We start from the raw sequence: 26503 nt of genomic DNA, 5'->3' as shown, positions 1-26503 counted from the left end.
ATGTATACTGGCTGACTTGTCTGTCAGCTACCTTACGCGCAGCGCTGCGCCATCCATGTCAATGAAACCCTGCCTTCGTTTTCCTCGCCTGCTCGGCCTGTCCGCTCTCACCCTTGCTTGCCTGATCCCCGCAGCAGTCCACGCGGAATCGACGCATCACAAGAATAAAGCCGATAAAAGCAGCGTGAAAGCCGGGCAGGCCAAGCCGAAAAAGAAAGCCGCTCCGGCCGAGGACGGCGAGTTCGCCAATTTCAGCCAGTGGAAGGAAGTCAACGACTTCATCGACGAAATGGTCGCACGCAACGGCTTCGACAAGGCTGCCCTGCAAGCGCTCTTCAACAAGGCGCGTTATATCGATACCGCAATCCAGCTGATCAAGCCGGCCCCGAGCGGCAAGCCGAAGAACTGGCAGGCCTATCGCGCGCGCTTCGTCGAACCGAAACGCATCAACGCCGGCGTCGATTTCTGGGACGAGCATGAACTGGCGCTGTCGCGTGCCGAAGCGCAATACGGCGTGCCGGCCGAAATCATTGTCGGCATCATCGGCGTGGAAACCGTCTACGGCCGCAACACCGGCAATTTCCGCGTGCTCGACGCCATCACCACGCTGGCCTTCGACTATCCCAAGACAGCCAACCGCGACGCTCGCATGGCATTCTTCCGCGGCGAACTGGAAAACACGCTGCTGTTCGCGCGCGAATCCAACATCGATCCGTTCTCGCTGCTGGGCTCGTACGCCGGCGCCATCGGTTGGCCGCAATTCATGCCGAGCAGCATTCGCCAGTACGCCGTCGATTTCGACGGCAACGGCAAGATCGACCTGCGCAACTCGCCGGTCGACGCCATCGGCAGCGTCGCCAACTTCCTCAAGATCCACGGCTGGCAGCGCGGCGAACCGACCGTGTTTTCCGCCACCGTTACCGATCCCGGCAAAGTCGACAGTCTGATCAACCAGGGGCTGGAAGCCAAGTTCAGCGCCGATGAATTGCGTGCCGCCGGCGTCGTGCCCGGCAGCGAACTGCCGTCCGGCCTGCGCTACGGCCTGGTCGATCTGCAGAACGGCGAGGCCCCGACCGAACACTGGCTGGCGACCAATAATTTCTTTGCGATCACGCAATACAACCGCAGCTATTTCTACGCCATGTCGGTGATCGACCTGGCCCGCGCCGTGCGCACCGCCCGCGCAAAATAATCGCCGGCCACATTCAGAAACCAATAGCAAGACCGATGAAACGCATTTCTCCCCTCGCCATTTCCCTGACGCTGGCCAGCATCTCCCCTACCGCCTTCGCCGAAGAAGGCGCCGATGCCGGCACGCTGCCGGCCATCAACGTCAGCGCCGAAGCAAACCGCGCCGACGCCTATCGCGCACGCACGTCGGGCATCGCCGGTTTTGGCGAGACGCCGCTGCTGGACACGCCGGCATCGGTCTCGGTGATCACCGAAGCGCAACTGAAAGACCAGCAGGCGCGCCTGCTCAGCGACGTCATCAAGAACGACGCCAGCATCGGTGAAAACTATGCGCCGGTCGGCTATTACGAAAACATCAGCGTGCGCGGATTTCCGCTGGATCTGGCGAGCGGCTACCGCATCAACGGCCTGTCGGCGGTCGGCGAACAGAACATCGCCTTGGAAAACAAGGAACAGGTCGAGATCATCAAGGGCCTGGCCGGCCTGCAAGGCGGCGTACTCAACGCCGGCGGCCTGGTCAATTACGTGACCAAGCGCCCGGCCGACGTACGCTCGGTCATGCTCGGCACCGACTCCAACGGTTCGCGCTACCTGTCGACCGATCTGGGCGTGCTGTTCGGCGATCACCAGCAGTTCGGCCTGCGCGTCAACGCCGCGCACGAAGATATCAATTCCTACGTCGACTACAGCAACGGCTATCGCGACTTCGCCTCGCTGGCGGCGTCGTGGGACATCAGCACGAAAGCGCGCCTCGCCTTCAATATCGAATACCAGAAGAAGGCGCAGAAATCCGTAGCCGGCTATCAGCTGCTGGGCGGCACCACGGTGCCGTCGGGCGTCTCGCCGACCACCATGCTGTCGCCGCAGCCGTGGGCGCAACCGGTGCGTATCGATTCGCTCAACTTCAACACCCGTCTCGACTTGGAATTCAACGCCGACTGGCGCGGCTACATCACGGCCGGCCGCAGCCGCGCGGTGATCGACGATTACCTGGCCTTCCCTTACGGCAGCAACTCCGCCACCGTGTTCTCGCCAACCTTCGCCGCCAACGGCGACTATGACGTATACGACTACCGCAGCCCGGACGACACGCGTCGCAACGATGAAGCGCAAGCAGTCGTGCAAGGCAAGTTCAACATGGGTTCCGTCAGGCACGATGTGACGCTGGGCGTGACCATGTCGCGCCGCGTGGTCGACAAATCGGACGGCATTTCCATCCCGGTCGGCACCGGCAACATCTACAATCCGGTCGCTGCGCCGCTGGCGCCGTCGGGCGCCGACATTCCCGCCTCGTACCGCAATCTGGACAGCCGCCAGCAGGCGATCCTGCTCACCGACCGCGTGCAGTTCGGTGAGCACTGGGAAGTGCTGGCCGGCGGACGCCAGTTCTGGCTGAAGGAAAAAACCTACAACCTGGCCGGCGCCACCACACGCGATACTGATCGCAACCAGTTCCTGCCGCAACTCGCGCTGATCTACAAGCCCCAAGCCAACATGTCGGTCTACAGCAGCTACGCCGAGACGCTGAGCATGGGCACGGCGGCGGCATTCTGGCAGACCAATTTCCCCACCATCCTGCCCCCTTCGGTGGCGCGTCAGTTGGAAACCGGGATCAAGTACGACTGGAACAAGGACCTGAGTTTTACCGCGGCGGTGTTTCGCATGAAGAAGGCATATGAGTACCCGCAACCGGACGGCGCAGGCGGCTTCAAGTACGTCCAGCAAGGTACTCAGACCCACAATGGCCTCGAACTCGGCGCCACCGGCAATGTCACCAGGCAGCTGCGCCTCTCCGCCAGCCTCGCCTTCATCCAGGCGCGCGCCGATGGTACCGGCACGCCGGCTTACGACGGCAAGCAAGCCATCAATGTGCCGCGCCTGCGCAGCGCGCTGTATGCCGACTATGCACTGGCGGCCCTGCCGGGCCTTAACCTGCTGGGCAGCTGGCTGTACAGCGGCAGCAAGACCGCCACGCGCGACGGCAGCGCCTCAGTACCGTCGTATCACATCTTCAACGCCGGCCTGCGCTATCAGACCAGGATGGGCGGCCATCCGACCATCGTGCGCCTGACCGTCGACAACGTGTTCGACAAGCGCTACTGGAAAGACACCGGCGAGTCGCTCGGCGACAGCTATCTGCATCTCGGCGCTCCTCGTCTGGCGCGCCTGTCGGTGCAATACGACTTCTAAGCCGAAAACCGGAACCCCGCCCGCATGGAAGCCGCCTCCCATCACCTGACCCGTGTACTCAGCCACGGCATGAACGCCGACGCCGTGATCTCGGACTGGCCGGCGCTGACTTCGGCCGAGGTGGCGCGCGTGCTGCAGCACTATCCGCAAGCCGGTACGCCGAAGCGCCTGGTGTGGCATAGCCCGCGGCCGTTCTCGGCCGGTTGCGTGATGACGACCTCGACCATGGACGTGTTCGTCAAGCGCCACCATCTGTCGGTACGCGATGTCGCCGGCCTGAGCGAAGAACACGGCTTCGTCAATCACCTGCGCAGCCGCGGCATCGCCGTCAGCGAAGTGCTTACGACCGTCGATGGCGCCACTGCCTTTACGGACGATCACTGGACCTATGAAGTGCACGGCGTCGCCGCCGGCGTCGACCTGTATCGCGATGCGGTGTCGTGGACGCCGTTCAGCAGCAGCGTGCACGCGCACGAAGCCGGCAAGGCGCTGGCGCGCCTGCACCTGGCCGCGCAGGATTACGCTGCGCCGGCGCGCAAGGCGCAGACGCTGGTGTCGAGTTTCACGATTTTTTCGCAGCCCGATCCGCTGCCGGCGCTGCAACGCTACATCGAACGCTATCCGGCGATTGCCGACTACCTGAAAGATCGCGACTGGCGCGGAGAAACCGTAGGCACGCTACTTCCGTTCCACAAGCAGCTGTTGCCTTATCTGGATGAATTGACGCCGCTGTGGACTCACAACGACTGGCACGCGTCGAACCTGCTGTGGAGCGACCGCAGCACGGCCGCCGGGGTCCAGACCATCCTCGATTTCGGTCTCAGCGACCGCACGTGCGCGCTGCACGACCTGGCCACCGCGATCGAGCGCAACGTCATCGAATGGCTGGCGATCCAGGCCGGCAAGACCGACGCCGTCCATCCCGACCTGCTCGACGCCATGCTCGACGGCTATCATCTGTTGCGCCCGCTGACGTCGCGCCAGTGGCTGGCGCTGGCGGCCCTGCTACCGCTGGTGCATGCGGAATTCGCGCTGGCCGAGCTGGCGTATTTCCACGGCGTCACGCGCTCGGCCAACAATGCCGCGCTGGCCTACGATGCGTACTATCTTGGACATGCGGCATGGTTCAACAGCGCAGAAGGACAGCAGCTGCTCGCGCGGATCGCGCAACGGGCTGCTGCCGGCTGATCAGTCCGGGATCACTGCCGTCGCATCCACTTCCACCAGATATTCCGGCCGCGCAAAAGCGCTCACGACAATACCTGTCGATACCGGAAACACTCCCTTGAGCCAACGGCCCACCACGCGATACACATCTTCGCGATAGCGCGGGTCGGAGATGTAGATCGTCACCTTGCAGATGTGCTCCAGCTTGCCTCCGGCTTCCTTGAGCAGCATGTCGATGTTATACATCGCTTGCTCGGTCTGCCCTTTCGCGTCGCCGATGCAGACGCTTTCCGAGGTATCCAGGTTCTGCCCGATCTGGCCGCGCAGGAACACCGTCGTGCCACGCGCGACGACCGCCTGGCACAAATCGTTGTCGATGTTTTGTTCGGGATAAGTATCTTTGGTGTTGAATCTGCGAATGCGCGTGTGTTCCATGAGAGCCTCGGTGTATGAGTGTGTGGGGAATGATGGATGTCGGATGTCGGATTGATTACGCCTTGTTCTTCTTGTCGAAATAACCGGCGCGTATCGTCGAGCCGATCAGATTGACGATCAAGCGACCGGCGGTGACGCAAGTCAGTTTGCTGGCGTTGTCCTTGACCGGCTGGATTTCGACGATATCCATGCCGACCACGCGTCCCTTCTTCACCAATCCATGGATCAGTTTGCGCGCCTGCACGAAGCTCACGCCGCCGGGCGCCGGACCGTCGACGGCCGGCATGATGGTCGGATCGAGGCCGTCGGCGTCGATCGTCAGATAATAATTGCCGCCGTCGGGAATGCGCGCCAGCACGGCATCCATGCCGATATCGTGCAATTCGTAGGCCGAGATCAGGTCGGCTCCCCAGGACTTGGCCGCTTCATAATCCGCAGGCCGTCCGCTGCCTTGCGCGCGTAGACCGATCTGCACGATATGTTTGACGAACGGAAGTTCGGAGGCGCGGCGTATCACGCTGGACAAACCGTCGCGCACGCCGTTGACTTCATCGCGCCAGTCCAGATGTGCATCGATGTGCACGATCGTCACCGGCCCGACTTCGTCGAAGCCGCGCAACACCGGATTAGTGATGCCGTGATCGCCGCCCAACACGATCGGCATGCCGCCGCCGCGCAGGATTTGCCGGATCGCCAGTTCAGCGCGGCGTTGATGATCGCCTGGTACCGCGAGATCCGGCAGTACGTCGCCGCAATCGACGAAACGGATGTCAGTGCGGCCTTGCAGCAGCGGGCCGTCGATATCGAAATCATAGTGTTCGGGTGCGCGCACGATGCGGTCGGTGACATCGCGAATCGCCTGCGGCGCGTTGCTCTGATCGTTGGTGAATTGGCGCGGCGTGTAAGCCGAACCAAACGGCACGCCAAGGATTGCAATGTCCGCCTTCAGGTCGGTCATGTCGGTGACCAGCTCCGAATACAGCAGTGTTTTGTGGCCGGTGCGCGGCGCTACGGTAAGTTGCTCCATCAGCGGGGATCCTTTTGGACGAGAGAGGTGGTGAAGAGAAACGCGCCGGTATCCATGCAAGATCGAAGCCAGCGCATGCATCGATACGACCAGGTGGATTCGACTGTAGCAAGCAACCCGGACAATAAAAAATGATTGTTTTGCAGGTATAGTCTTGAAATTCGATACCTTTCCTTTTCGCTTCCCACTTACCTTCCCGGCGGGCAATCATGATCCAGTTGGACTTCGACGAACGCGACCTGCGCTCTCTGCGGGTGTTTTGCAATGCGGCCCAGGCCGGTGGATTCGCGGCGGCGGAAAAGCGCCTGCATATGTCCAAGGCGTCCATCAGCCGGCACGTGCGCGAAGTGGAAGAGCGCCTCGGCGTGCGCCTGTGCGAACGCGGCCCTGCCGGTTTCAAGCTGACGCCGGAGGGCGAGGTGGCGCTCAAGCTGGCCTCGGATGCACTGCGCTCGCTGGAACGGATCCGCTCCGAAATCGATGCCGTGCATGGCGTGTTGTCCGGTTCGCTGTCGATCGGCATCGTCGAACACACGCTCACGCATCCCGACTGCAAGATCCCGGAGGCGCTTGCCATCCTGCGCCAGCGCGCGCCCAACGTGCGCCCGGAAATCAGTGTCATGACCTTCCCCGATCTCAACCAGGCATTGCGCGAGCACCGCGTCGACATTGCGATTCGCGGCAGGTATCCGCGCGAGGGCGAATTCAGTTACCTGCCCTTGTTTTCAGAAACCCATCGCGTCTATACCGCCGCAAAAAAAACCAGGGGCGGCGCCGGCGATCTGCCGCTGGTCTACCGGCCGCACCCATATGTCGACCAGGCGCTGGCGACCGAAGGCTACGCACGCGGGCCTGATGCCGGCGGCCTGGAAGCCATCGGCCTGCTGGTGGCGACCGGTTGCTATCTGGGCATCCTGCCGGTGCACTACGTCCAGCTGCTAGGCAAGCGCTATGCGCTCCGGGCGAGAAGCGACGGTCCGTCCTATCATCATCAGATCTGCGCAGTCACCGAATCGTCCCGTCCCTCCACGTATCGCGCAGACCTCTTCCTGGACATCCTCAGAGAACTGCATCCCGGCAATCAAGCAGCCTGAACTGATTTCATCGATCGGCGCGAGACGCGGACAACGCTCGCCCCAAAGCGACGCATGGCGTCGTCAGCTACATGTCCATCATGGCGCATCGGTGACGGACATGACGATGCATCGCGTTAGCACGCGTATATTTTGATTCATGCCAACGCGTATTTTTGAATCACCGAAATCAAACCGCTCCTGCGCAGCGATTTTCTTGAGCACTGAAATGCGCCACGAAAATGATTCATTTGAATCATTTTAAAAAAATATTGGCACATATGTTGCTTGAAGCCTCGCATATCCCGATTGCGGAGCATCCTCGTGAATCAAGCTTCATCAACATCGCCAAAGCCGTCGCAGCGCTTGCCGTCGCAACAAGCGCTGGTGCTGCATATCAAGCAATGTTTCGACAGCCTGCCGCGGCAAGTGCGGCTCGCGGCCGGATTCGTGCTCGATCATCCGCACGAAGTTGCGGTGATGTCCATGCGCGAGCAGGCGCGGCTTGCCGGCATCCCGCCGTCGACGATGACGCGGCTGGCAAAGTTTCTGGGCATGGAGGGTTATGACGACATCCGTGAAGTGTTCAAGAACAATCTGCGTTCGCGCAGCAACGAATACAGCCAGCGCGCCCACGGCCTGGTCGAACTGAATCAGAAGATCGGCGAAACCGCGCTCGCGCTCGATGTCGCCAACAACGCCATCGCGCACATCCAGGCGCTGTGCAGCGCCGACACGCTGGCCGCCATCGTGCGCGCCGTGAAGCTCCTGTCGTCATCGCGCACCATCTATTGCCTGGGCTTGCGTTCGTCGTTTCCCGTGGCGTTCCAGTTTTCCCACGTCTCCGAATACTTCGCCAAGAACATCACGCTCATCGACGGCGCCGGTGAAAGCGGCATGATGAAGATCATGCATCAGGCCGGCCCCAAGGACGCCTTGTTCGTCTGCTGCATCGCGCCTTATTCGCGGCGCGCCATATCGATTGCCGGACATCTGGCCAAAGCCGGCGTCAAGCTGATCGCCATCACCGACAGCGACAGCTCGCCGATTGCACGCATGGCAACGGAGACCATTCTGGTCGGCAAACAGAATGCCTCGTTCTTCGACACGCTGGTCCCCGCTTTCCTCGTCAGTGAAATTCTGGTCGCGCTGATGGCGGCGACTTCCAAGGTCGACGTCAAGGCCTCGGTGTCCGAGACGGAGAAAAATCTGTGGAGCATGGGTGAATGGTGGGGTACGGAAGTCAGCGAGTTGCCCCGGATGCCCAGATCGCGCACCCGCAAGAACGACAGATGACGATCATAGCAACGCATAGGCGACCGCATGTAATCCGCTTCAGCACTACCCGCACTTCATGAATGACTTCAATTGAAAGGATATCGAAATGAAACGCCGCTCCCTCCTGCTTAGCCTGATCGCCGTCGCCATCGCCGCTACTGTTTCCGCCAACGCCATGGCGGAGGACGCACTCAGCACCATCCTGGCGCGCAAGGTCATCCGCGTCGCCGTACCGACCGACTATCCGCCCTACGGCTCGGTCGGCACCGACATGACGCCGCGCGGCTACGACATTGATATGGCGACGCTGGTCGCAAAAAAACTCGGCGTCAAACTGGAACTGGTCCCCGTCACCGGCCCCAATCGCGTCGCCTACCTGCAAACAAAAAAATCCGACCTGACCATTTCGTCGCTCGGTAAAACACCTGAGCGTGAAAAGGTCATCGACTACAGCATCGCCTATGCGCCGTTCTTCGACGCCGTCTTCGGCAAGCAGGAAATCATCGCGAAGAACTACAACGAACTCACCGGCAAGGTCATCGCCGTAACGCGCGGCTCGATGCAGGACGAAGAACTCTCGCGCCTGGCCCCGGGCGCCGTGATCAAGCGCTTCGAAGACAACAACGGCACGGTCTCGGCCTTCCTCGCCGGCCAGGCGCAGATGTTTGCAACCGGCACGGCCGTGGCGGCCACGATCAAGACCAAGGATCCATCGGTGAGCATGGATCTGAAAGTGATCCTGTCCAATTCGCCGTGCTACATCGGCGTGCTCAAGGGCGAGCCGCAACTGGTCGCCCGGCTCAACGAGATCATCCGCGAGGCCAAGAGCAACGGCGCCATTGACGAAATGTCGAAGAAATGGCTGGGCGCGCCTGCCGGCCCATTGCCGGAGTAAAGCGGTAACGCTTTGCTGAGTTGCCGTACCCGATGCCATTATTGGAAGCGCATCGGGCGAGCAGCTCCCCAGCTCTCCCAGTCAATAAAAAAATAGCGTCACGACATGACTCCCCCTACCGCAATCGACCGCCTGGCCGACTGGATCTGCAGCCTGCACGCTGACCGTGCCGTGCGTAACATTCCCGCTTCCGTGCGCAGCATCGCCGCCAATTGCCTGATCGATACGATCGGCGTCGCCTTTGCCGGATCGGCGACGGCGGTCGCTCGCACGGCGCGCGCCATCGCCGTGGATGCCGGTTCACGCGGCGACGCGGCGGTGCTGGGAAGCCATCACTTGTTTTCTGCGCCGGCGGCGGCGTTCGCCAACGCCACCTCGGCTCACGCCCTCGACTTTGACGACAACTGCTACGCCGGCTTCGTGCACGGTTCCGCCGTGATCGCCCCCGCCGCAATCGCGGTCGCACAAAAGCGCAATGCCTCGGGACGTGACCTGCTGACCGCCTTCATTGTCGGATCCGAGTGCGAGTACGCCGTCGGCGCCGCAACCAATAGCGTGCTGTATGACCATGGCTGGTGGACTACCGGCGTGCTCGGTCCGATCGGGGCCTGCGCGGCGGCGGCATGGCTGCTCAAGCTGGACCGCCGCCAGACGGCGTCGGCATTGGGGCTGGCGGTGGCCGGTACGGGTGGCATGAAGGCCTGTTTCGGCACCGATGCCAAGGCGCTGATGGCCGGCCGTGCGGCGGAAGCCGGCATCGTCGCCGCCTTGCTCGCCGCCCAGGGCGCGAGCGGGCCGCACGATGCCTTCGAACACTGGAATGGATTTAACGGCTTGTTCAATCAAGGCGAATTCAACCTTGCCACGATGGCGCAGCTGGGGATGCAATGGTTCTTGGAATCGCCCGGGGTCGATATCAAGCGCATCCCCCTCTGTCTGTCTTCGCATGCCGCGGTCGATGCCGCCATGGCGCTCGTCGCCCGGCATGCTATCGACGTCGCGGCAATCGAAGAGATCGTCTGCGACGTACCGCAGATCGTTTTTGCCAATCTGATCTACAACCAGCCGGCGACAAGACAGCAAGCCCAATTCAGCATGCCTTTCGCCATTGCGGTGTCCTTGCTGTACGGCTCGGTGCAATTGCAGCACCTGGACGGCGCGGTACTGCAGGAGCAGCCCGTCCTCGAATTGATGAAGCGCGTGAAGATGACAGTCGGCCCGCGCTGGAGCCTGGAAGGCGCCTGCGAGGCGGCGCCGGAAGGAGCAAACGTGCGGATCAGGCTACGCGGCGGCGACTGGCTTGAGGAGTTTCAGGCGCAGGCGCGCGGCAGTGCGCAATGCCCGATGCGGCAGGATGAAATCGAAGCCAAGTTCATGCAGTGCATGGAGGCGGGAAGTGCCGGCAACGTCCACGGCCAAGGCGGCAGCGGCAACGGCGGCGACAGAGACACCGGCGCCCTGCTGCTGTCCCGCCTCAAATCGATCGAGACGCTGCCGTCGGTGCGCGAACTGTTTTCCGTCCGATAGCGGCGGCTACGGCTTGATGACCTGCGGGTCGATCTGCACCATCTCTTCATTGTTGCCCAGCCAGATCTGGCCGTCCTGGATCGTGCATTGCAATTGCATGTTGCGCTGGGCGAGCTTTTCCAATGCCTGGCTGGTTTCGGCGGCGATGTTGATGACGGTCAGATTCTTGGCGCGCTCGACGCGGTTGCCGATCTGGTTCCACCAGATGCTGCTGACACTGCTGTAGCTGTAGACGATCACGTGCGCCGCGCGGCCGCAGGCCTTGAGGATGCGCTTGTCGTCGGGCTGGCCGACTTCGATCCAGAGATCGATGGCGCCGGTCAGGTCTTTTGCCACGACGTCCGGGTCTTCGACGTCGGACAAGCCCTTGCCGAAGGTCAGCGCGTCGCTGGCGTTGAGCGCAAAGGCCAGCACACGGATCATCATGCGCTCGTCGGTTTCCGACGGGTGGCGCGCGATGGTCAGCGAATGGTTCTGGTAGTAATGCCGATCCATGTCGGAAATCTGCAGATCGGCTTTGAAAATGGTTGCTTTGAGCGCCATGACGGTCTTCTTTTGGTGCGGAGTTGGGCGTATTGCTTGCGAAGGATGTGAAGGATAGCCGATTTCAAGGGCTTTTCCACGCTTTCCCGCGAGATTGGAAAATGACGCCCGTGAGACAATTCCACTATGGATACGCCTACTTTCCCCGACGACGACACGGTTGCCGCCCTGACCCGCGCCTGGGTCGCCGAAGCCGTGATCGGCCTGAACCTCTGCCCGTTCGCCAAATCGGTCTACGTCAAGGATCAGATTCGCTATGTGGTCAGCCACGCGGACAACGAAGCTGATCTGGCGCAACAGCTGCTGACGGAATTGCAACACCTGCAAGCCGCCGATCCGGAGTTGCTCGACACCACGCTGCTGATCCATCCGCGCGTGCTGCAGGATTTCTACGACTACAACAGCTTCCTCGACGTCGCCGACCAGGTACTGGAAGACGCCGGGCTGGACGGCGTCATTCAGATCGCCAGTTTCCATCCGCAGTATCAGTTTGCCGATGCCGGGCCTGACGATATCGACAACTACACCAACCGCTCGCCGTTTCCGGTTTTGCATCTGTTGCGTGAAAGCAGCATCGACCGGGCGGTCGCCGCCTTCCCCGAGGCAAGCGCCATTTTCGAACGAAACATCGCAACCATGCGGGATCTCGGGCTAAATGGCTGGAATCGGCTGGCTTTTGTCGTGTCAAAGAAACAACACCAATTATAGAAAAATTCCTGTTAATATCTGTTACAAATTCGAGGTGATTTCTCGCAACTATTTTGTAATAGACTTTTCTGAACGAATGTACTGAGCGTCAACATTGGCGTTTTGACAGTACCGACGTTGGGAGCACGGAAACGAATAGTGAAGGCTGGCAAGTCAGACCGACTGATCCCGATGGCCTTGGTTCGAGTTGTGTTGTTGCAGTGGGAAAAGAATGGCACCTCTGATGGAAACTAGTGAACCACGTTTTGCAGTTTTACCAAGAACTAATGCACTTGCACAAACAAGGCCTTTATAAACATCTGCATAATGGAACGTCCGATCATGACTACACCTAATGGCATCAACGATACTTCCCTTTCGGATCAAATCAACTACGATCCTAACCACCTGCTGGATGCGCTGATTGAGAAATTGCATCTGAAGAACGACGCCGCGTTGTCGCGTGCGTTGGAAGTGGCTCCACCAGTCATCAGCAAGATCCGTCACCGTCGTCTGCCGGTTGGCGCGTCGCTGCTGATCCGCATGCACGAAGTCAGCGAATTGTCGATCCGCGAACTGCGCGAATTGATGGGCGATCGTCGCGAGAAATTCCGCATCAGCGACAAGCAGTTCAAGCCGAAGCCAGGCTCGCCGGCAACACCAGGCGTGGAATAAAAAAAACGGAGCGTAAGCTCCGTTTTTTATTGGCGCGAAGAAAAGCCCTCCGGCGCCGGGCCCACGGGCCCATGACAGGCAAGAAAACTAGGCAGGAAATACGCCCGTAGACAGATAGCGGTCGCCGCGATCGCAGACCACGAACACGATGGTCGCATTCTCGACCTGCTGCGATAGGCGCAGCGCCACTTCGCAAGCGCCGGCTGCGGAAATGCCGCAGAACAGCCCCTCCACCATCGCCAGTTTGCGCGCCATGTTTTCGGCGGCGGCCTGGCTCACGTATTCGAGCTGGTCGACGCGCGGCTTTTCATAGATTTTCGGCAGGTAGGCGTCCGGCCATTTGCGGATGCCCGGAATCGACGAACCTTCTTCCGGCTGGGCACCGATGATCTGGATCTCGGGATTCTGTTCCTTCAGGTAGCGCGACACGCCCATGATGGTGCCGGTGGTGCCCATGGCGCTGACGAAATGGGTAATGCGGCCTTCGGTGTCGCGCCACAGTTCGGGGCCGGTGGTTTCATAGTGCGCCTGCGGATTGTCGCCATTGGCGAACTGGTCGAGGATCAGGCCCTGGCCTTCCTTCTGCATCTGTTCGGCGAGGTCGCGGGCGTATTCCATGCCGCCACTCTTGGGCGTCAGGACGATCTTGGCGCCATAGGCGGCCATGCTCTGGCGGCGTTCTTCGCTGAGGTTTTCCGGCATCAGCAGCACCATCTTGTAGCCGCGCAGTGCGGCCACCATGGCCAGCGCGATGCCGGTGTTGCCGCTGGTGGCTTCGATCAGGGTATCGCCAGGCTTGATCTGGCCGCGCTCCTCGGCGCGGCGGATCATCGACAGCGCGGCGCGGTCCTTGACCGACCCGGCCGGATTGTTGCCCTCCATCTTGCCGAGGATGATGTTGTTGCGTCGCTTGGCGTCTTCGCCGCCGAGGCGCTGCAATTGGATCAAGGGCGTATTGCCGATGGTGTCTTCGATGGTCAGATAAGGCATGGTCGGAGGAATCCTTTCAGGAGTCTCATTTTAATATGAGTCTTTGTCATGTGCCGGACAGCCCTAGCGACAAGATACTTATATAGTTATAGCAAATACGCCTAACGCAACTCTTGCGCGCCGGAGATGCCTTACACTGTCCGCGCTCGCCGGCCGTTCTTCCGTCTTCCCCAGGAGCCGCAATGAAAACGCACGATGTCGCCAACCAGGTCCCGGAACTGCAGGACTTCAATCTGTATGACACCGATACCGCGCTGAGCCAGGGCGTACGGCGCGGGCAGGCCGGCTGGCATGCATCGGTGCTGGCCAATTACGGCGCCGAACTGGGCAGCGCCGAGGTGCTGCAGATGGCCGCATTGGCCAACCGCCACGAGCCCGAACTCAATACCCACGATCGCTTCGGCAACCGCATTGACCGCGTCGACTTTCACCCCGCCTGGCATGCCCTGCTGGCATTGCTGCGGCGCGAAGGACTGCACGCGCTGCCGTGGATGCCGGAATTCGATGGCAAGCCCGGCGCCCATGTCGCGCGCGCCGCCGGCTATTTCCTGCATGCCCAGGTCGAAGCCGGATCCTTGTGTCCGACCACCATGACCTTCGCCTCGATCCCGGTATTGCGCAGTGAAGAGGCTCTGTACGGCCTGCTGCGCGACAAATTGTTTTCCCGCCAACACGACCCGCGCGACCTGCCGCTGGAACAGAAGCACTCCATGCTGGTCGGCATGGGCATGACGGAAAAGCAAGGCGGCTCCGACGTGCGCAGCAACACCACGGCGGCGCGCCCGCTCAATGGCAGCGGCCGCGGCGCAGCCTACACGCTGACCGGCCACAAATGGTTTTTTTCGGCGCCGATGTGCGATGCCCACATGGTCCTGGCGCGCACCGACAACGGCCTGTCGTGCTTCTTCATACCGCGCTGGCGGCCCGACGGCCACAAGAACGGCGTGCTGATCCAGCGCATCAAGGACAAACTCGGCAACCGCTCCAACTCCAGCAGCGAAGTCGAATTTGAAGATGCCTACGGCGTCATGGTCGGCGATGAAGGACGCGGCATCCCCACCATCATCGAGATGGCCAACCACACGCGCCTCGATTGCGTCATCGGCAGCGCCGGCCTGATGCGCCATGCGCTGGTGCAGGCCATCCATCACGCGCGCCACCGCAGCGCCTTCGGCAAGCATCTCGCCGACCAGCCGCTGATGCGTAACGTGCTGGCCGACCTGGCGCTGGAAAGCGAAGCCGCGACCTTGCTGATGCTGCGTCTGGCGAGCGCCTTCGAAGCGCCCGCCGATCCCTTGCAGCGCGCCTGGCGCCGCATCGTCACGCCGGCGGCCAAGTTCTGGATCTGCAAACGCGCGCTGGAATTCACCGGCGAGTGCATGGAAGTCTGGGGCGGCAACGGCTACGTGGAAACCGGACCGATGGCACGCATGTATCGCGAAGCTCCGGTCAACTCGATCTGGGAAGGTTCGGGCAACGTGATGTGCCTCGACGTGCTGCGCGCGATGGAACGCGAACCGGACGCCTGCCTGTTGCTGTTGGATGAATTGCAACAGGTCGCCGATGGCCACGAGGTCTTGCAGGCGCCGCTGCACGCGCTCAAGCAAATGATGACGCTGCCGCCGGAACAGCGCGAAATGCTGGCGCGCCGCCTGGTGCAGCAGCTGGTGCTGACCGTGCAGGGTGCGCTGATGTTGCAGCATGCGCCGCCGGCGATGGCCGAGGCCTTCGTGCTCAGCCGCGGCGATGCCGCCAACGGCCGCGTGTACGGCACGCTGCCTGCCGGAAGCACGGATGCCGCGTCCTTGCACCAAAGCATCCTGGCGCGCGCCTGGCCGCAGTAATAAAGACTAGGCGCCGTTGGATCCCTTCGCCAGCCGGTCGAACAAATCCTCGCCGCCCATCTGGCCGCCCTTGAGCATCAGTTCGATGCCATCCTCGCGCGCACCGTCGGCGTGCGCACGGCACAACGCTACGCCCGGCGACAGCTTGCCAAGATAGGACAAGCCCCAGATGTCGAGCGCCTTCAGGGCATGGCTGGAAGTGTCGCCGCCGGCCACGCCGATGCGGCGTACCGTGGTCAGCGGCAACAGACGCCGCAGGAAATTCCCGCTCGCCTGCGCCAGCCGCAACGATGCGTGCTCACCATCGAGGTGTGCGCCGTCGGCGGTACTGGCCAGCACGTGATGACCGTCGTTCAGACGTTGTGCAATGCGTGACAGCATCGACTCGATATAAGCCTGGTCCTCATTGACCAGTCGGCGCGCATCCAGTGTGACGCGCTCGTATGACGTCGCGGCGACCACCTGGCGCGCCGTGACCGGCGACAGGCTGCCGGCCAGCACGAACACAGCGCCGTCAGGCGCAGCGATGCGTGTCGCACCGATCGAAGACGCGGGCAACTCCCCCTGTTCGCGCCAATGACCGCACAAGGCCTGCACCACGCTGCTGGCACCGATTGCCAGCAAGGGCTGCCGTTGCGCGCGCTGCCAGATCTGCCGGCCGATCGGCAGCAGATGCGCCGCGTCGCCGACGTCGAACAGCACGGCATCAGGCCGTTCTTGCGCCAGCCGTTCCAGCTGTGCATCCAGTTGTTCCGCACTCCCCGCGTAAGCCGGCGCATGGATGGCAGCCACCCGCATGCCCTGCCCCGCAAGGTGCACGCGCATGTCGGTTTCGTGCATCGGCGTCACCGGATGATTACGCATGGTCTGGTGGCGATCGATGCGGAATACTTCGCCGCCGCCGTTGACCGCGGCGTACAGGTTGCTGAACAGGCAGTAGCGCTGCAGATTGGGCTGGCCGCCGACGATGGGCACGAAGTCATTAACAATGTGTTGCCGCCATACCGACAGGGCCGTACCGATGTTGCCGACGTACGGCGCGCTGTCGAAGGTCGAGCAGATTTTGTAGTGCGTCACCGGCGGCTGCAAGCCGGCAAAAAACCGGGCGACCGGTTCGAGTTCTTCGCGCATTTCTGGCGGCGCCATCGAACGCGCAGCGCCCGCGACGCCAAGGCAATCAAGTACGCCGGCCGCCTCCAGCTGACGCCGGTCCGGCACCCGCAGGAACAGCAAACTGCGCAAGCCGGCTTCGGTCGCCGTCGCCAGCGTGTCGGTGGCGCCGGTGAAATCGTCGCCGTAGAAGCAGACGCGCGGGCGATGCTGCCGGGTCATTTCAGACGCGGCCCGAAGAAGTCGAGCGCATGCTGCAACTCCGGCGACCGGCGTGCGCGCTCCTGCAGGCTGACGCCGTCGCGCGCCGCTTCCCAGGCCTGGCGCAGACTGGCGACACCGGCTGCGGCGCCGTCCGGATGCGCGAGGATGCCGCCGCCCGAGAGGAAGATCACGTCAGTGCTGTTGACCGCTGCGAAGGTAGCCGGCACCGTGCCGGCCCACTGTCCCGACGAAAATACCGGCATCACTTCGTCGCCGGGCGCCATCGGCGTCAGGCAATCGCGCGCCGACTGCACCACTTCGTCATTGAATTCGGAGAACTTGCCGTCGAGGCCATGCACGTGCAGATGGTCGACGCCGCTCAGGCGCCACAGGCTTTGATACGCCGAGAACGACATACCCAGCGCCGGCTGGCGCGACATCATGCCGAAGCCGTTGCGATGACCGTGGATCGCCAGGCCGCTGCTGCGCCGCAAGCTTTGCAGCGCGGAGAAGCCGCACCAGTTGAGCCCGACCATGATGCAGCTGCCGCCTTCGCGTTCGACCAGGTCGGCGTGACGGCGCATGGCGTCGAGTTCGTCGGTGATGTTGAACGCCACCATGACGCGGCGGCCGGACTTGTCCTGGTAGGCGCGCACGCGGCGCATGACTTCACGCACGCGTTCTTCCAGCGGCGCATGGACCGGATTGGCGCAGACTTCGTCGTCCTTGATGAAGTCGACGCCGGCTTCGCACAGCTGCGTCACGAGCTCGCCGGTCTGCACTGCGCTGAGGCCGACATTGGGCTTGATGATGGTACCCAGCAAGGGCGCTTGCGATGCCGACGATTGGCCCGTCAGCTTGCGGGTACCGGCAACGCCGTGGCGTGGCATATCGAACCGGCGACGATAATGTTCCGGCAGCGACAGCGACAACAGGCGCATGCCGGTGACTTCGCCGAGATCGAACAGATTACCGGCCACGGTCGCCGCCAGCGTCGGCAGGTTGGCGCCGACATTGTCGATCGGGAAGGAAATCCGCACCCGGGCGCGACGCCACGGACCCTGCATGTTCTGGCGCTGCTGCCAGGCGTTGGGCAGGCTCGGCGTCGCCACGCTGTCGATCTCTTCCACCGACACCACGACGGCGCGTGCGCGTTCGCGCAATTGTTCGGTCTCGCCCTGCACCCGCACGAAGGTGCCGCAGGATTGCTCGCCCGCCATGACCTCCGCGACCTGCGACGGATCGAGCGGCGTTTCGATCAGGTAGTCGGCGTAAAAACGATTGTCGTCCATCTGGTCCGCCATCACATCTTGCTCAGGTCGGGGAAGGTGCGCACCGGATCGCTGCCGTCCCAGTTCTCGGCCGATTCGCGGATGATGCGGAACACCGTGCCCTTGGGGCCGGCGATTTCCGACAGCTCGATCACGGTGCCGGGGTGGTATTCGGTTTCGAAATAGACGAAGCGGCCGCGCTCGCCGACCTCGCCGCTCATGCCGACCTTCCAGCCCTTCTCCAGCAGGCGCGCAAGGTCGTTGTCGAAGTCTTCGGTCCAGTAGGCCAGATGCTGCAAGCCGGTGCGGCCGGCCTTGAGGAAATCCCGGTACATCGACGGCGCATCGTTGCGCTGCTGGATCAGTTCCACCTGCACGTTGCCGGAGTTGGCCAGGGCCACCGACGAATGGATGTCCTGCAGCTCGCCCTTGTAGCGGTAGTTCTTCAGCGGCACCCGCTCCATGTAGTACCACGGGCCGACGCCCAGCACTTCGCTCCAGTATTTCATCGCGGCCTGTATGTCTTCGACGACGTAGCCCAGTTGTTTTATCTCACCCAGAAAACGGCTCATTGCTCACCTCTTTTTTTCGTTTGTTTCGTTTGAATAGTCGGTAGTAAAGTATTTTTTACGTCAGGAAGCCGATCGAAATCCACGGCACCGCAGCCACCACCAGCAGCGCAACCACCAGCGCCGCCAGATAGCCCCAGACGCGGTTGAAGACCTTGTCCGGCGACACCTTGCCGATCGCGCAAGCGGCATAGAAGCCGACGCCGAACGGTGGCGCGAACAGGCCGATGCCCATCGCCAGGATCACCACCATGGCGTAATGCACGTCATGAATGCCCAGCGAACGCGCCACCGGGAACAGCAGCGGGCCGAACAGCACGATCGCCGGAATCCCTTCCAGGATGCTGCCCAGCACGATGAAGATCACGATCGTGATCAGCAGGAAACCCAGACCGCCGCCCGGCACGCCCTGCATCAGCGACACCAGCTTGGCCGAGAAGCCCGACTGCGTCAGCGCCCAGGCCATCGAAGTCGCCATGCCGATGATCAGCAGGATCGCCCCCGACAAGGTCGCCGCCTCCACCAGCATCGGATAGATGCGCTTGAAGTCGAGATGCTTCAGGAAGGCATGCATGACCAGGCCGACCACGATGGTGTACGCGACACCGATGGTGGCGACTTCAGTGGCCGTAGCGACGCCTTCAATGACCGCCACGCGGATCAGCATCGGCAAGGCCAGTGCAGGGATCGCGGCAATCAGGGTCTTGCCGATCACGCCGATGGAAGCGCGTTTCACATCCGGCATCGGTTCGCGGCGGGCGCGGAACCAGCAGACGATGCCAATCGCAATCGTGGCGATCACCGCAGGCATCAGCCCGCCGATGAACAGGGCTGTGATCGACACGCTGCACACCGCACCGATGGTGATCAGCACCAGGCTCGGTGGAATCGTCTCGGTCATGGCGCCGGAAGACGACAGCAAGGCCACCAGCTCTTCCGGCTTGGAGCCGCGCTTCTTCATTTCCGGGAACAGCGCCGGGGCGATGGCGGCCATGTCGGCCGCTTTCGAGCCGGAGATGCCCGAGACCAGGAACATCGCGCCCAGCAGCACGTATTGCAGTCCGCCCCGCACATGACCCAGCAAGGCGGCCATGAAGTCGATGAGCGTACGCGCCAGGCCGCTGATTTCCAGCAGCGAGCCGAGCAGCACGAACAGCGGCACCGACAGCAGGATCAGGCTGGACATGCCTTCGTCCATGCGGCTGACCACGATCATCATCGGCGCGCCGGTGGCGATCGTCAGATAAGCCATCGTCGCCGTACCAAAGGCAAACGCAATCGGAATGCCGCCTGCGACACAGACACCGATCAGCAGCACGAAGAACACGATCAGGTTGTAATTGCCCATGGCCAGCAAGGCCGGCTTGCTGATCCACAGCACGGCGCCGATCACGGCCACGACCGCGACCGCAGAGAGCACCTGTTTGACGCTGGAGCGGCTGGCCATGCGTGCAATCGCCGCCAGGAACATCAGGATCGCGCCCACCGGCAACGCAGCTGCGCGCAGGCCGTCGGGAATCTCCAAAGCCGGCGTGGTGATGGCCATCTGCTCCGAGGCATGGTCGACGGCGGGATGGATGATCATCAGCACGAAGATGCAGACGATCAGCGCGGCGACGGTTTCCAGCCAGACGCGCCATTTGTCGGAGAGCTTGTTGACGATGGCCGTCAGGCGCATGTGCTCGCCCCGGTCCAGCGCCAATACCGCTCCCAGCATCGACAGCCAGATGAACAGCGTGGAGGCCAGTTCATCCGACCAGATCAGCGGGTCGTGCAACGCATAGCGGTAGATCACCCCGGCCAGCAGCACGCCGGTTTCCACCACCACCAGCGTTGCCGCCACGGCGGCGACAACGTGCATCACATTGCGGTTCACGCCCGCCAGCAGACGCGCCAGCGGGTTGGCCGGCGCCGATGCCGATGCAGGATGCATTCTTGCTTCTGTCATCGCCGCGTCCATTTATGCCAGCTTCCCGGTGTACTTCTCCAACAGCGCCCAAGGTTCGTCGCCGAACTTCTTGTGCCACTCGGCGTAGAAACCGGCGCTGCGCAGCTTGGCGCGGAAGGCTTCATTGTCGGTGTCGTTGAAGGCCAGGCCCTTGCCCTTCATCTCGGTCGCCAGCGAATCGTTCAGCGCCTTGACGTCGGCGCGCTGCTTCATGCCGGCTTCGTTGATATTGCGCGTGACGATCTCTTGCAGATCCTTGGGCAGGCGCTCGAACGACTTCTTGTTGGCCAGGAACCAGAAACCGTCCCACATGTGATTGGTCATCGAGCAGAACTTCTGCACTTCGTACAGCTTGGCGGTCGAGATGATCGCCATCGGGTTTTCCTGGCCTTCGACGATCTTGGTCTGCAGCGCGGAATACACTTCGGCGAAGTTGATGCTGGCCGGCGCCGAATCGAAGGCGCGGAACATCGAGGTCCACAGCGGGCTCGGCGGCACACGCAGCTTCATGCCCTTGAGGTCTTCCGGCTTGTTGATCGGACGGGTGCTGTTGGTGATCTGGCGATAGCCATTGTCCCAGATCTTTTCAAATGCAAAGACGGTCGACTTGGCGTCGATCTGCTTGCGCACATGCGCACCCAGCTCGCCGTCCATCGCCGCCCACACCTGGTTGTAATCCTTGAACGCGAAACCGACGCCGCTGATCTGCGCAGCCGGCACCAGCGTGCCAAGAATCAGCGGCGACAAGGTGAAGAAGTCGACCGCGCCCGAGCGCACCTGGCCCAGCGTATCGGTATCGTTGCCGAGCTGGTTGTTCGGATAGACCTGGAAGTCGATGCGACCCTTGGATTCAGTCGCGATCTTGGCGGCCATTTCCTTGGCGCGCACATTCATCGGATGCGTGGCCGGCAGGTTGTTGGCGTACTTCAGCGTGAATTCAGCGGCGGCGTGCGCCTGTGTCGCCATCATGCCGGTCGCAGCAGCAGCCGATGCAATGGATACGGTCTTCAAAAAGTGACGGCGTGTAACGCCAGCAGTTGGTTTGCCCATCTGTTTGTCTCCTGATTTTAGTTTTGGTTGGTTTGTTGCCGATACGAGTGAAACGAATAACTTGTTCAGCACTGCTTATGCGTCCTAGAGCAATTTGGATGCCAAGTCGATGACGGCACTGGCGTTCCTCCCTGAAGTCGGCATTGCAAGCACATTCTCTTCGATAAACGCCTGATTCGACAAGGGATGTGAGAGCCAATCGGGTGTTTATTTTGATGCGACACCTGTCGCATTGCCTGGACACTTGATTGACACCTGTATGCGGTTTCAGCCGGGCCTCATTCTGCAGCGCAGCAAATCGTCCCAGTGTGCAACGTGCTATGTTTACCGCCATCACGGCCTGCCGACGCCGCCCGCACGGGCGCTGCCGCCATAACAGGAATCACCGCGGCAATGCTGCCCCGGCCTGAAAAATTCGTGGCATCGTTTTTGCATATTGCTGTTCCAACACACTCTTTTCAGGAATCCACATGACTGCATCTTCACCTTGCATCACCGGCTGGAACCACTCCCAATTCGGCAAGCTCGACGGCATCGATCCGGAAGCACTGATCGGCCAGGTTGCCAAGGCCGCCATCGAACACGCCGGCCTGACGCCGGAAGACATCGGCTCGATCCACATCGGCACCTTCAACGGCGGCTTCCTGTACCAGGACTTTCCCTCCTCGCTGGTGTTCAATACCCTGCCCGCGCTGCGCTTCAAGCCGGCCGTGCGCGTCGAGAACGCCTGCGCCACCGGTTCGGCCGCGATCCACTCGGGCATGCAATCGATTTTGTCCGGCCAGGCCAGGCATGCGCTGGTGATCGGCTTTGAAAAAATGACCGAGCTGGCCACACCACAAGTCGGCGAAGTGCTGCTCAAGTGCTGCTACGCCAAAGAAGAGGCCGGTATCCCGGGCGGCTTCGCCGGCGTGTTCGGCAAGATCGCGCAAGCCTACTTCGACCGTTACGGCGATCAGTCGGATGCGCTGGCCGCCATTGCCGCCAAGAATCACAAGAACGGCATGAGCAATCCCTACGCCCACATGCGCAAGGATTTCGGTTTTGATTTCTGCCGCAATGTTTCGGAAAAGAATCCTTTCGTCGCCGGTCCGCTCAAACGCACCGACTGCTCGCTGATTTCCGACGGCGCCGCCGCACTGGTGCTGAGCGCCGCCGACGCCGCCAAGACCATGCAACGCGCCGTGACCTTCCGCGCCGCCGTGCACGTCAATGACTTCCTGCCGCTGTCGCGCCGCGATCCGACCCGCTTTGAAGCCGGCGCGCTGGCATGGCAACAGGCGTTGAAGCAGGCCGACCTGAAATTGCTCGACCTGTCGCTGGTGGAAACACACGACTGCTTCACCATCGCCGAATTACTTGAGTATGAAGCCATGGGCCTGGCCGAACCCGGCCAGGGCGCGCGCGCCATCCTCGACGGCGTCACCGCCAAGAACGGCCGCCTGCCGATCAATCCTTCCGGCGGCCTCAAATCCAAGGGCCACCCGGTCGGCGCCACCGGCGTGTCGATGCACGTGATGGCCGCGATGCAAGCCAGCCATGACGCGGGCGACATGCAGATCCCGAATGCGCGCTATGCCGGCGTGTTCAACATGGGTGGTGCTGCGGTGGCGAACTACGTGAGCATTCTGGAGCGCGTGCACTGACAGTTTTCCCCGCCGTCCTGACAAGCTCGGGACGGCGGCAGTAATAGCAACAACAGCAACAGCAGCGGCAGCAACAAAGATCCATATAAAAATACACACGAGCGAGACGATGTTAACAAAAGTAATGAACCTGGGGCGGCTTCTCTCCGACGTCGCCCGTCGCTTTCCGGACGAGCCGGGCCTGATCTTCGGCGACGGTACTGCCGACGGCAAAGGCGACAAGATCGCCACCTGGAAACAGATCAACGACCGCGTCGACACGCTGGCCCATTCGCTGCAAAAGCTGGGCGTGACCAAGGGTGACAAGATGCTGGTCCACTCCCGCAACAACCTGCAGATTTTCGAAAGCGCCTGGGCCGCCTTCAAGCTGGGCATGGTCTGGGTCCCGACCAACGTGCGCATCACGCCGCCGGAAGCGGCCTACCTCGGCCAGTCGAGCGGCGCCAGCGTGATGCTGTACGACCGCGGCTTCGCCAACTATGTCGACGCGGTGAAAGAAATTTCTCCCGCGCTGAAACACGTGATTGCCCTGCAGGATCCGCGCGCCGGCGAGCTCGATTTCGAAGCGCTGGCGACGCCGTCCGGTGCGCATCAGTCCTTCGACGAAGTGGAAGTCGATTACGAAGATCCGCTGTGGTTCTTTTACACCTCCGGCACCACCGGCCATCCCAAGGCGGGCATGCTGTCGCACGGCCAGATGGCGTTCGTCGTCACCAACCACCTTGCCGACCTGCTGCCGGGCCTGACGCACCAGTCGCGCTCGCTGGTCGTCGCGCCGCTGTCGCACGGCGCCGGCATCCATGCCGTCGTCAACACGGCGCGCGGCGCCGCCAGCATCCTGCTGTCGACCGAACGCCTGGTGCCGGAAGAAGCCTGGCAACTGGTGCAGCGCCACCGTGTCGACAACATGTTCACCGTGCCGACCATCGTCAAGATCCTCACCGAAGATGAATCGGTCGACCGCTACGATCACAGCTCGCTCAGACATGTCATCTACGCCGGCGCGCCGATGTACCGCGCCGACCAGGTGTACGCGTTGAAGAAGCTCGGCAAGGTGCTGGTGCAGTATTACGGCCTCGGCGAAGTGACCGGCAACATCACCTTCCTGCCGCCGTACATGCATGAGGCGGACGATGCCCATCCGAAGGCGCGCGTCGGCTCTTGCGGCATGCCGCGCACCGGCATGGAAATCGCCATCCTCGACGACAGCTGCAAGAAACTGAAGCCATTCGAGACCGGCGAAATCTGCGTGCGCGGCCCGGCCGTCTTCATGGGCTATCACAACAATCCGGACGCCAATGCCAAGGCCTTCAAAGGCGACTGGTTCCACACCGGCGACCTCGGCCACGTCGATAACGACGGCTTCCTCTACATCACCGGCCGCTCGTCCGACATGTACATCTCGGGCGGCTCCAACGTCTATCCGCGCGAGATCGAAGAAGCGCTGCTGACGCATCCGTCGGTGTCCGAAGTCGCCGTGCTCGGCGTGCCGGATCCGAAATGGGGCGAAAGCGGCATCGCCGTCATCGTCGCCAAATCCGGCCAGCAAGCCGACGGCGAGGCACTGTTGTCGCATCTGGAAAGCCGCATCGCCAAATACAAATGGCCGCGCCGCTTCGTGTTCTGGGAGACCATGCCGAAATCCGGTTATGGAAAGATCGTCAAGAAGCAGATCAAAAGTCTGCTCGAGGAGAAAGGTGACTATCGCTTATGAAAATTTCCAACAAGTCCGCCGAAGGCCATCCGGGATTTGTCGAGGTACGCAAGTTTCTTCACGCCGGCCAGCAAAGCTACCCGCGCACGCTGGACCTGGAAGCCGAACCGGCGGAAGAACTGCGCATCACGCTGCAGCCCGGCACCAAAGTCGGCGAGGCCTTGCGCGAGGTGCTGAAGCAGTATTCGGCGCGTGGTCAGCGCGGCGGCGTCGGCCGCATGTGCGGCGGCACCGCGCGCAAGCTGCATTACCACCGGATCGAAAACACGCGCGATGCCAACCGTCCGTACGACTACGGTCCGCCGCACGTGCTGGAAGGCGTGATCACCTTCGTCACCGGAGCGATCACGGTGGGCCAGAACCAGGAAGGAAAAGTATTATTGCATTGCCACGCCGGTTTCCTTGACGGCGATGGTTCGATACACGGCGGGCATTTATTGCTCGACACGGTGGAAGTGGGCGACGATCCGCTCATCATCCGCCTGTGCTTGTTTTCCCAGGGCGCTTTCGTCGTCAACAGCGATGAAGAGACGCTATTCAGTCTATTGCATCCGACACCCATGGAATCATGATGACGACATCGACATTGATAAAAAATACAGAGACGCACAACAACGACAACGACATTCAAGTAGAGGAAGGCACACTGGGAAAACTGGTGATGGCGCGCCTCAAACCCAACCAGGACCTCACCGAAAGCGTGGAAGCGCTATGCCGCCAATACGGCATGCAAACCGCCATCGTGCGCGGCGCCATCGGCAGCCTGATCGATGCGCACCTGGAATACGCGACGCCAACCGGCTGGCGCGAAATGGAAATCAACGGGCCCGGAGTGGAGATCCTCAACGTCTTCGGCGAGATCGGCTTTGCCGGCGGCAAGCCGCACGCTCATCCTTTGCAGGGAGTGGTGGCGGATGTGGATGGGAAGATCTTTGCGGGACGCTTTGTGCGCGGCGCGAATCTGTCGTTCATCACGATCGAGATTACCTTACAGGAGTGGATTCCCAAGCAGGTGCAGCAGGCATTGCACGCTTGAATTTTGGACGTTGGTTGATGAAGGCGGCTCTCTTTTTTGGAGCCGCTTTTTTTTGTTTCTCTGCTTAGGAAGATTGGATTTTTCTCTCTTCGGACGACCTTGCCGGGGGTAGCCCGGCGGCTACTCACTTTTCTTGTCTCGCCAAGAAAAGTAAGCAAAAGAAGCGACCGCTGGTTCGTAGCCCCTTCGGGGTTCCCGGCGTCGTCAGGCGCAAATCGGGAGGGGAAACAAACTCGCTGCGCTCAGACAAGTTTCCCCTCTTTATCCGATTTGCACCTGCCGCCACCGGCTACTCGCAAGCGGACTTCCAGACTGGCTCGCTGCGCATCGCCAGGGGATGGAGGTGGAGTGAAAGTCACAGTTCTCCGCGGTCAGTCCAAGAAAGAATGAGAATCACGATGCCGAAGGCGAGCCCCCCAAGGCAATGCGCAGC

At 61.7% G+C, this 26503-nt stretch carries 23 protein-coding genes; 14 read left to right on the top strand and 9 right to left on the bottom strand.

Annotated elements, in window-relative coordinates:
- The first annotated feature begins 55 nt into the window (after positions 1-55).
- The 3 genes from mltB to F506_RS02440 are packed head-to-tail and all read left to right on the top strand — an operon-like array spanning position 56 to position 4569.
- On the top strand, positions 56-1192 hold the full coding sequence (gene mltB, locus F506_RS02450; protein WP_053195179.1) for a lytic murein transglycosylase B: 1137 nt from the start codon (positions 56-58) through the stop codon (positions 1190-1192).
- Positions 1193-1227: 35 nt separating this feature from the next.
- Positions 1228-3381 carry a TonB-dependent siderophore receptor gene (locus tag F506_RS02445; RefSeq protein WP_053195178.1) on the top strand — a complete coding sequence of 718 codons (2154 nt, stop codon included), beginning with the start codon at positions 1228-1230 and terminating at the stop codon, positions 3379-3381.
- Positions 3382-3405: 24 nt separating this feature from the next.
- The gene (locus tag F506_RS02440; protein WP_053195177.1) at positions 3406-4569 is read left to right on the top strand and encodes a phosphotransferase enzyme family protein; all 1164 of its coding nucleotides are present in this window, start codon (positions 3406-3408) and stop codon (positions 4567-4569) included.
- Here F506_RS02440 and F506_RS02435 read toward each other — a convergent pair whose 3' ends face one another.
- Complete coding sequence (locus F506_RS02435) at positions 4570-4983, bottom strand: RidA family protein (protein WP_053195176.1); 414 nt, start codon at positions 4981-4983, stop codon at positions 4570-4572.
- A gap of 55 nt (positions 4984-5038) precedes the next feature.
- Positions 5039-6010, bottom strand: coding sequence for an agmatinase (locus F506_RS02430; protein ID WP_053195175.1), 972 nt, complete (start codon positions 6008-6010; stop codon positions 5039-5041).
- A 209-nt stretch (positions 6011-6219) separates the two neighbouring features.
- Here F506_RS02430 and F506_RS02425 point away from each other — a divergent pair, with 209 nt between their 5' ends.
- The 4 genes from F506_RS02425 to F506_RS02410 all read left to right on the top strand — a co-directional run bounded on the left by F506_RS02425 (position 6220) and on the right by F506_RS02410 (position 10783).
- Positions 6220-7104 carry a LysR family transcriptional regulator gene (locus F506_RS02425; RefSeq protein WP_053195174.1) on the top strand — a complete coding sequence of 295 codons (885 nt, stop codon included), beginning with the start codon at positions 6220-6222 and terminating at the stop codon, positions 7102-7104.
- 303 nt (positions 7105-7407) lie between these two features.
- Positions 7408-8379: a MurR/RpiR family transcriptional regulator gene (locus F506_RS02420; RefSeq protein WP_235471349.1), complete on the top strand. Its 972-nt coding sequence runs from the start codon at positions 7408-7410 to the stop codon at positions 8377-8379.
- 88 nt (positions 8380-8467) lie between these two features.
- Positions 8468-9256 carry a transporter substrate-binding domain-containing protein gene (locus tag F506_RS02415; protein WP_053195172.1) on the top strand — a complete coding sequence of 263 codons (789 nt, stop codon included), beginning with the start codon at positions 8468-8470 and terminating at the stop codon, positions 9254-9256.
- Positions 9257-9361: 105 nt separating this feature from the next.
- On the top strand, positions 9362-10783 hold the full coding sequence (locus F506_RS02410; protein WP_053195171.1) for an MmgE/PrpD family protein: 1422 nt from the start codon (positions 9362-9364) through the stop codon (positions 10781-10783).
- 6 nt (positions 10784-10789) lie between these two features.
- Here the strand turns inward: F506_RS02410 and F506_RS02405 are convergent, their stop codons facing one another.
- A complete protein-coding gene (locus F506_RS02405) occupies positions 10790-11326 on the bottom strand; it encodes a YaeQ family protein (RefSeq protein WP_053195170.1) in 537 nt (178 codons plus the stop codon).
- Between the two features lie 126 nt (positions 11327-11452).
- Here F506_RS02405 and F506_RS02400 point away from each other — a divergent pair, with 126 nt between their 5' ends.
- Both F506_RS02400 and F506_RS02395 read left to right on the top strand, forming a co-directional pair.
- Positions 11453-12034, top strand: a complete 582-nt coding sequence (locus F506_RS02400) for a DUF1415 domain-containing protein (RefSeq protein WP_053195169.1) — start codon at positions 11453-11455, stop codon at positions 12032-12034.
- A 321-nt stretch (positions 12035-12355) separates the two neighbouring features.
- Positions 12356-12688 carry a hypothetical protein gene (locus F506_RS02395; RefSeq protein WP_053201175.1) on the top strand — a complete coding sequence of 111 codons (333 nt, stop codon included), beginning with the start codon at positions 12356-12358 and terminating at the stop codon, positions 12686-12688.
- A gap of 87 nt (positions 12689-12775) precedes the next feature.
- Here F506_RS02395 and cysM read toward each other — a convergent pair whose 3' ends face one another.
- A complete protein-coding gene (cysM, locus tag F506_RS02390) occupies positions 12776-13678 on the bottom strand; it encodes a cysteine synthase CysM (protein ID WP_053195168.1) in 903 nt (300 codons plus the stop codon).
- Positions 13679-13860: 182 nt separating this feature from the next.
- Here cysM and F506_RS02385 point away from each other — a divergent pair, with 182 nt between their 5' ends.
- A complete protein-coding gene (locus F506_RS02385) occupies positions 13861-15522 on the top strand; it encodes an isovaleryl-CoA dehydrogenase (protein WP_053195167.1) in 1662 nt (553 codons plus the stop codon).
- A 6-nt stretch (positions 15523-15528) separates the two neighbouring features.
- Here the strand turns inward: F506_RS02385 and F506_RS02380 are convergent, their stop codons facing one another.
- Genes F506_RS02380 through F506_RS02360 form a run of 5 tightly spaced genes read right to left on the bottom strand, consistent with a single transcriptional unit; the run spans position 15529 to position 21674 of the window.
- Positions 15529-16854, bottom strand: coding sequence for a four-carbon acid sugar kinase family protein (locus F506_RS02380; protein WP_053195166.1), 1326 nt, complete (start codon positions 16852-16854; stop codon positions 15529-15531).
- The gene (locus tag F506_RS02375; RefSeq protein WP_053201173.1) at positions 16851-18128 is read right to left on the bottom strand and encodes a ribulose-bisphosphate carboxylase large subunit family protein; all 1278 of its coding nucleotides are present in this window, start codon (positions 18126-18128) and stop codon (positions 16851-16853) included. The genes F506_RS02380 and F506_RS02375 overlap by 4 nt, the downstream gene beginning before the upstream one ends.
- A gap of 11 nt (positions 18129-18139) precedes the next feature.
- Complete coding sequence (locus F506_RS02370) at positions 18140-18679, bottom strand: VOC family protein (RefSeq protein ID WP_016832757.1); 540 nt, start codon at positions 18677-18679, stop codon at positions 18140-18142.
- Between the two features lie 55 nt (positions 18680-18734).
- Entirely contained in the window at positions 18735-20609 is a 1875-nt protein-coding gene (locus tag F506_RS02365; RefSeq protein WP_235471348.1) for a TRAP transporter large permease, read from the bottom strand.
- A gap of 27 nt (positions 20610-20636) precedes the next feature.
- Complete coding sequence (locus tag F506_RS02360) at positions 20637-21674, bottom strand: TRAP transporter substrate-binding protein (protein WP_053195165.1); 1038 nt, start codon at positions 21672-21674, stop codon at positions 20637-20639.
- Positions 21675-22144: 470 nt separating this feature from the next.
- On the opposite strand from F506_RS02360, the gene F506_RS02355 reads away from it, so the two are divergent.
- From F506_RS02355 to F506_RS02340, 4 genes are all read left to right on the top strand, one after another.
- Positions 22145-23320, top strand: coding sequence for an acetyl-CoA acetyltransferase (locus tag F506_RS02355; protein WP_053195164.1), 1176 nt, complete (start codon positions 22145-22147; stop codon positions 23318-23320).
- 91 nt (positions 23321-23411) lie between these two features.
- Complete coding sequence (locus tag F506_RS02350) at positions 23412-25034, top strand: acyl-CoA synthetase (protein WP_268762606.1); 1623 nt, start codon at positions 23412-23414, stop codon at positions 25032-25034.
- The gene (locus F506_RS02345) at positions 25031-25606 is read left to right on the top strand and encodes a PCC domain-containing protein (RefSeq protein WP_053195162.1); all 576 of its coding nucleotides are present in this window, start codon (positions 25031-25033) and stop codon (positions 25604-25606) included. Before F506_RS02350 ends, F506_RS02345 begins: the two co-directional genes overlap by 4 nt.
- Positions 25607-25695: 89 nt before the next feature.
- Positions 25696-26070 carry a PPC domain-containing DNA-binding protein gene (locus F506_RS02340; RefSeq protein ID WP_235471491.1) on the top strand — a complete coding sequence of 125 codons (375 nt, stop codon included), beginning with the start codon at positions 25696-25698 and terminating at the stop codon, positions 26068-26070.
- Positions 26071-26503: the final 433 nt, after the last annotated feature.

This window comes from Herbaspirillum hiltneri N3 (assembly GCF_001267925.1).
In the GTDB taxonomy this organism is placed as follows: Bacteria; Pseudomonadota; Gammaproteobacteria; order Burkholderiales; family Burkholderiaceae_D; genus Herbaspirillum; species Herbaspirillum hiltneri.
This window is presented reverse-complemented; position numbering and strand designations above follow the sequence as displayed.

Coding starts and splice junctions, on each gene's coding strand:
- mltB (WP_053195179.1), top strand. CDS start 56: ATGTCAATGAAACCCTGCCTTCGTTTTCCTCGCCTGCTCGGCCTGTCC.
- F506_RS02445 (WP_053195178.1), top strand. CDS start 1,228: ATGAAACGCATTTCTCCCCTCGCCATTTCCCTGACGCTGGCCAGCATC.
- F506_RS02440 (WP_053195177.1), top strand. CDS start 3,406: ATGGAAGCCGCCTCCCATCACCTGACCCGTGTACTCAGCCACGGCATG.
- F506_RS02435 (WP_053195176.1), bottom strand. CDS start 4,983: ATGGAACACACGCGCATTCGCAGATTCAACACCAAAGATACTTATCCC.
- F506_RS02430 (WP_053195175.1), bottom strand. CDS start 6,010: ATGGAGCAACTTACCGTAGCGCCGCGCACCGGCCACAAAACACTGCTG.
- F506_RS02425 (WP_053195174.1), top strand. CDS start 6,220: ATGATCCAGTTGGACTTCGACGAACGCGACCTGCGCTCTCTGCGGGTG.
- F506_RS02415 (WP_053195172.1), top strand. CDS start 8,468: ATGAAACGCCGCTCCCTCCTGCTTAGCCTGATCGCCGTCGCCATCGCC.
- F506_RS02410 (WP_053195171.1), top strand. CDS start 9,362: ATGACTCCCCCTACCGCAATCGACCGCCTGGCCGACTGGATCTGCAGC.
- F506_RS02405 (WP_053195170.1), bottom strand. CDS start 11,326: ATGGCGCTCAAAGCAACCATTTTCAAAGCCGATCTGCAGATTTCCGAC.
- F506_RS02400 (WP_053195169.1), top strand. CDS start 11,453: ATGGATACGCCTACTTTCCCCGACGACGACACGGTTGCCGCCCTGACC.
- F506_RS02395 (WP_053201175.1), top strand. CDS start 12,356: ATGACTACACCTAATGGCATCAACGATACTTCCCTTTCGGATCAAATC.
- cysM (WP_053195168.1), bottom strand. CDS start 13,678: ATGCCTTATCTGACCATCGAAGACACCATCGGCAATACGCCCTTGATC.
- F506_RS02385 (WP_053195167.1), top strand. CDS start 13,861: ATGAAAACGCACGATGTCGCCAACCAGGTCCCGGAACTGCAGGACTTC.
- F506_RS02380 (WP_053195166.1), bottom strand. CDS start 16,854: ATGACCCGGCAGCATCGCCCGCGCGTCTGCTTCTACGGCGACGATTTC.
- F506_RS02375 (WP_053201173.1), bottom strand. CDS start 18,128: ATGGACGACAATCGTTTTTACGCCGACTACCTGATCGAAACGCCGCTC.
- F506_RS02370 (WP_016832757.1), bottom strand. CDS start 18,679: ATGAGCCGTTTTCTGGGTGAGATAAAACAACTGGGCTACGTCGTCGAA.
- F506_RS02365 (WP_235471348.1), bottom strand. CDS start 20,609: ATGCATCCTGCATCGGCATCGGCGCCGGCCAACCCGCTGGCGCGTCTG.
- F506_RS02360 (WP_053195165.1), bottom strand. CDS start 21,674: ATGGGCAAACCAACTGCTGGCGTTACACGCCGTCACTTTTTGAAGACC.
- F506_RS02355 (WP_053195164.1), top strand. CDS start 22,145: ATGACTGCATCTTCACCTTGCATCACCGGCTGGAACCACTCCCAATTC.
- F506_RS02345 (WP_053195162.1), top strand. CDS start 25,031: ATGAAAATTTCCAACAAGTCCGCCGAAGGCCATCCGGGATTTGTCGAG.
- F506_RS02340 (WP_235471491.1), top strand. CDS start 25,696: ATGGCGCGCCTCAAACCCAACCAGGACCTCACCGAAAGCGTGGAAGCG.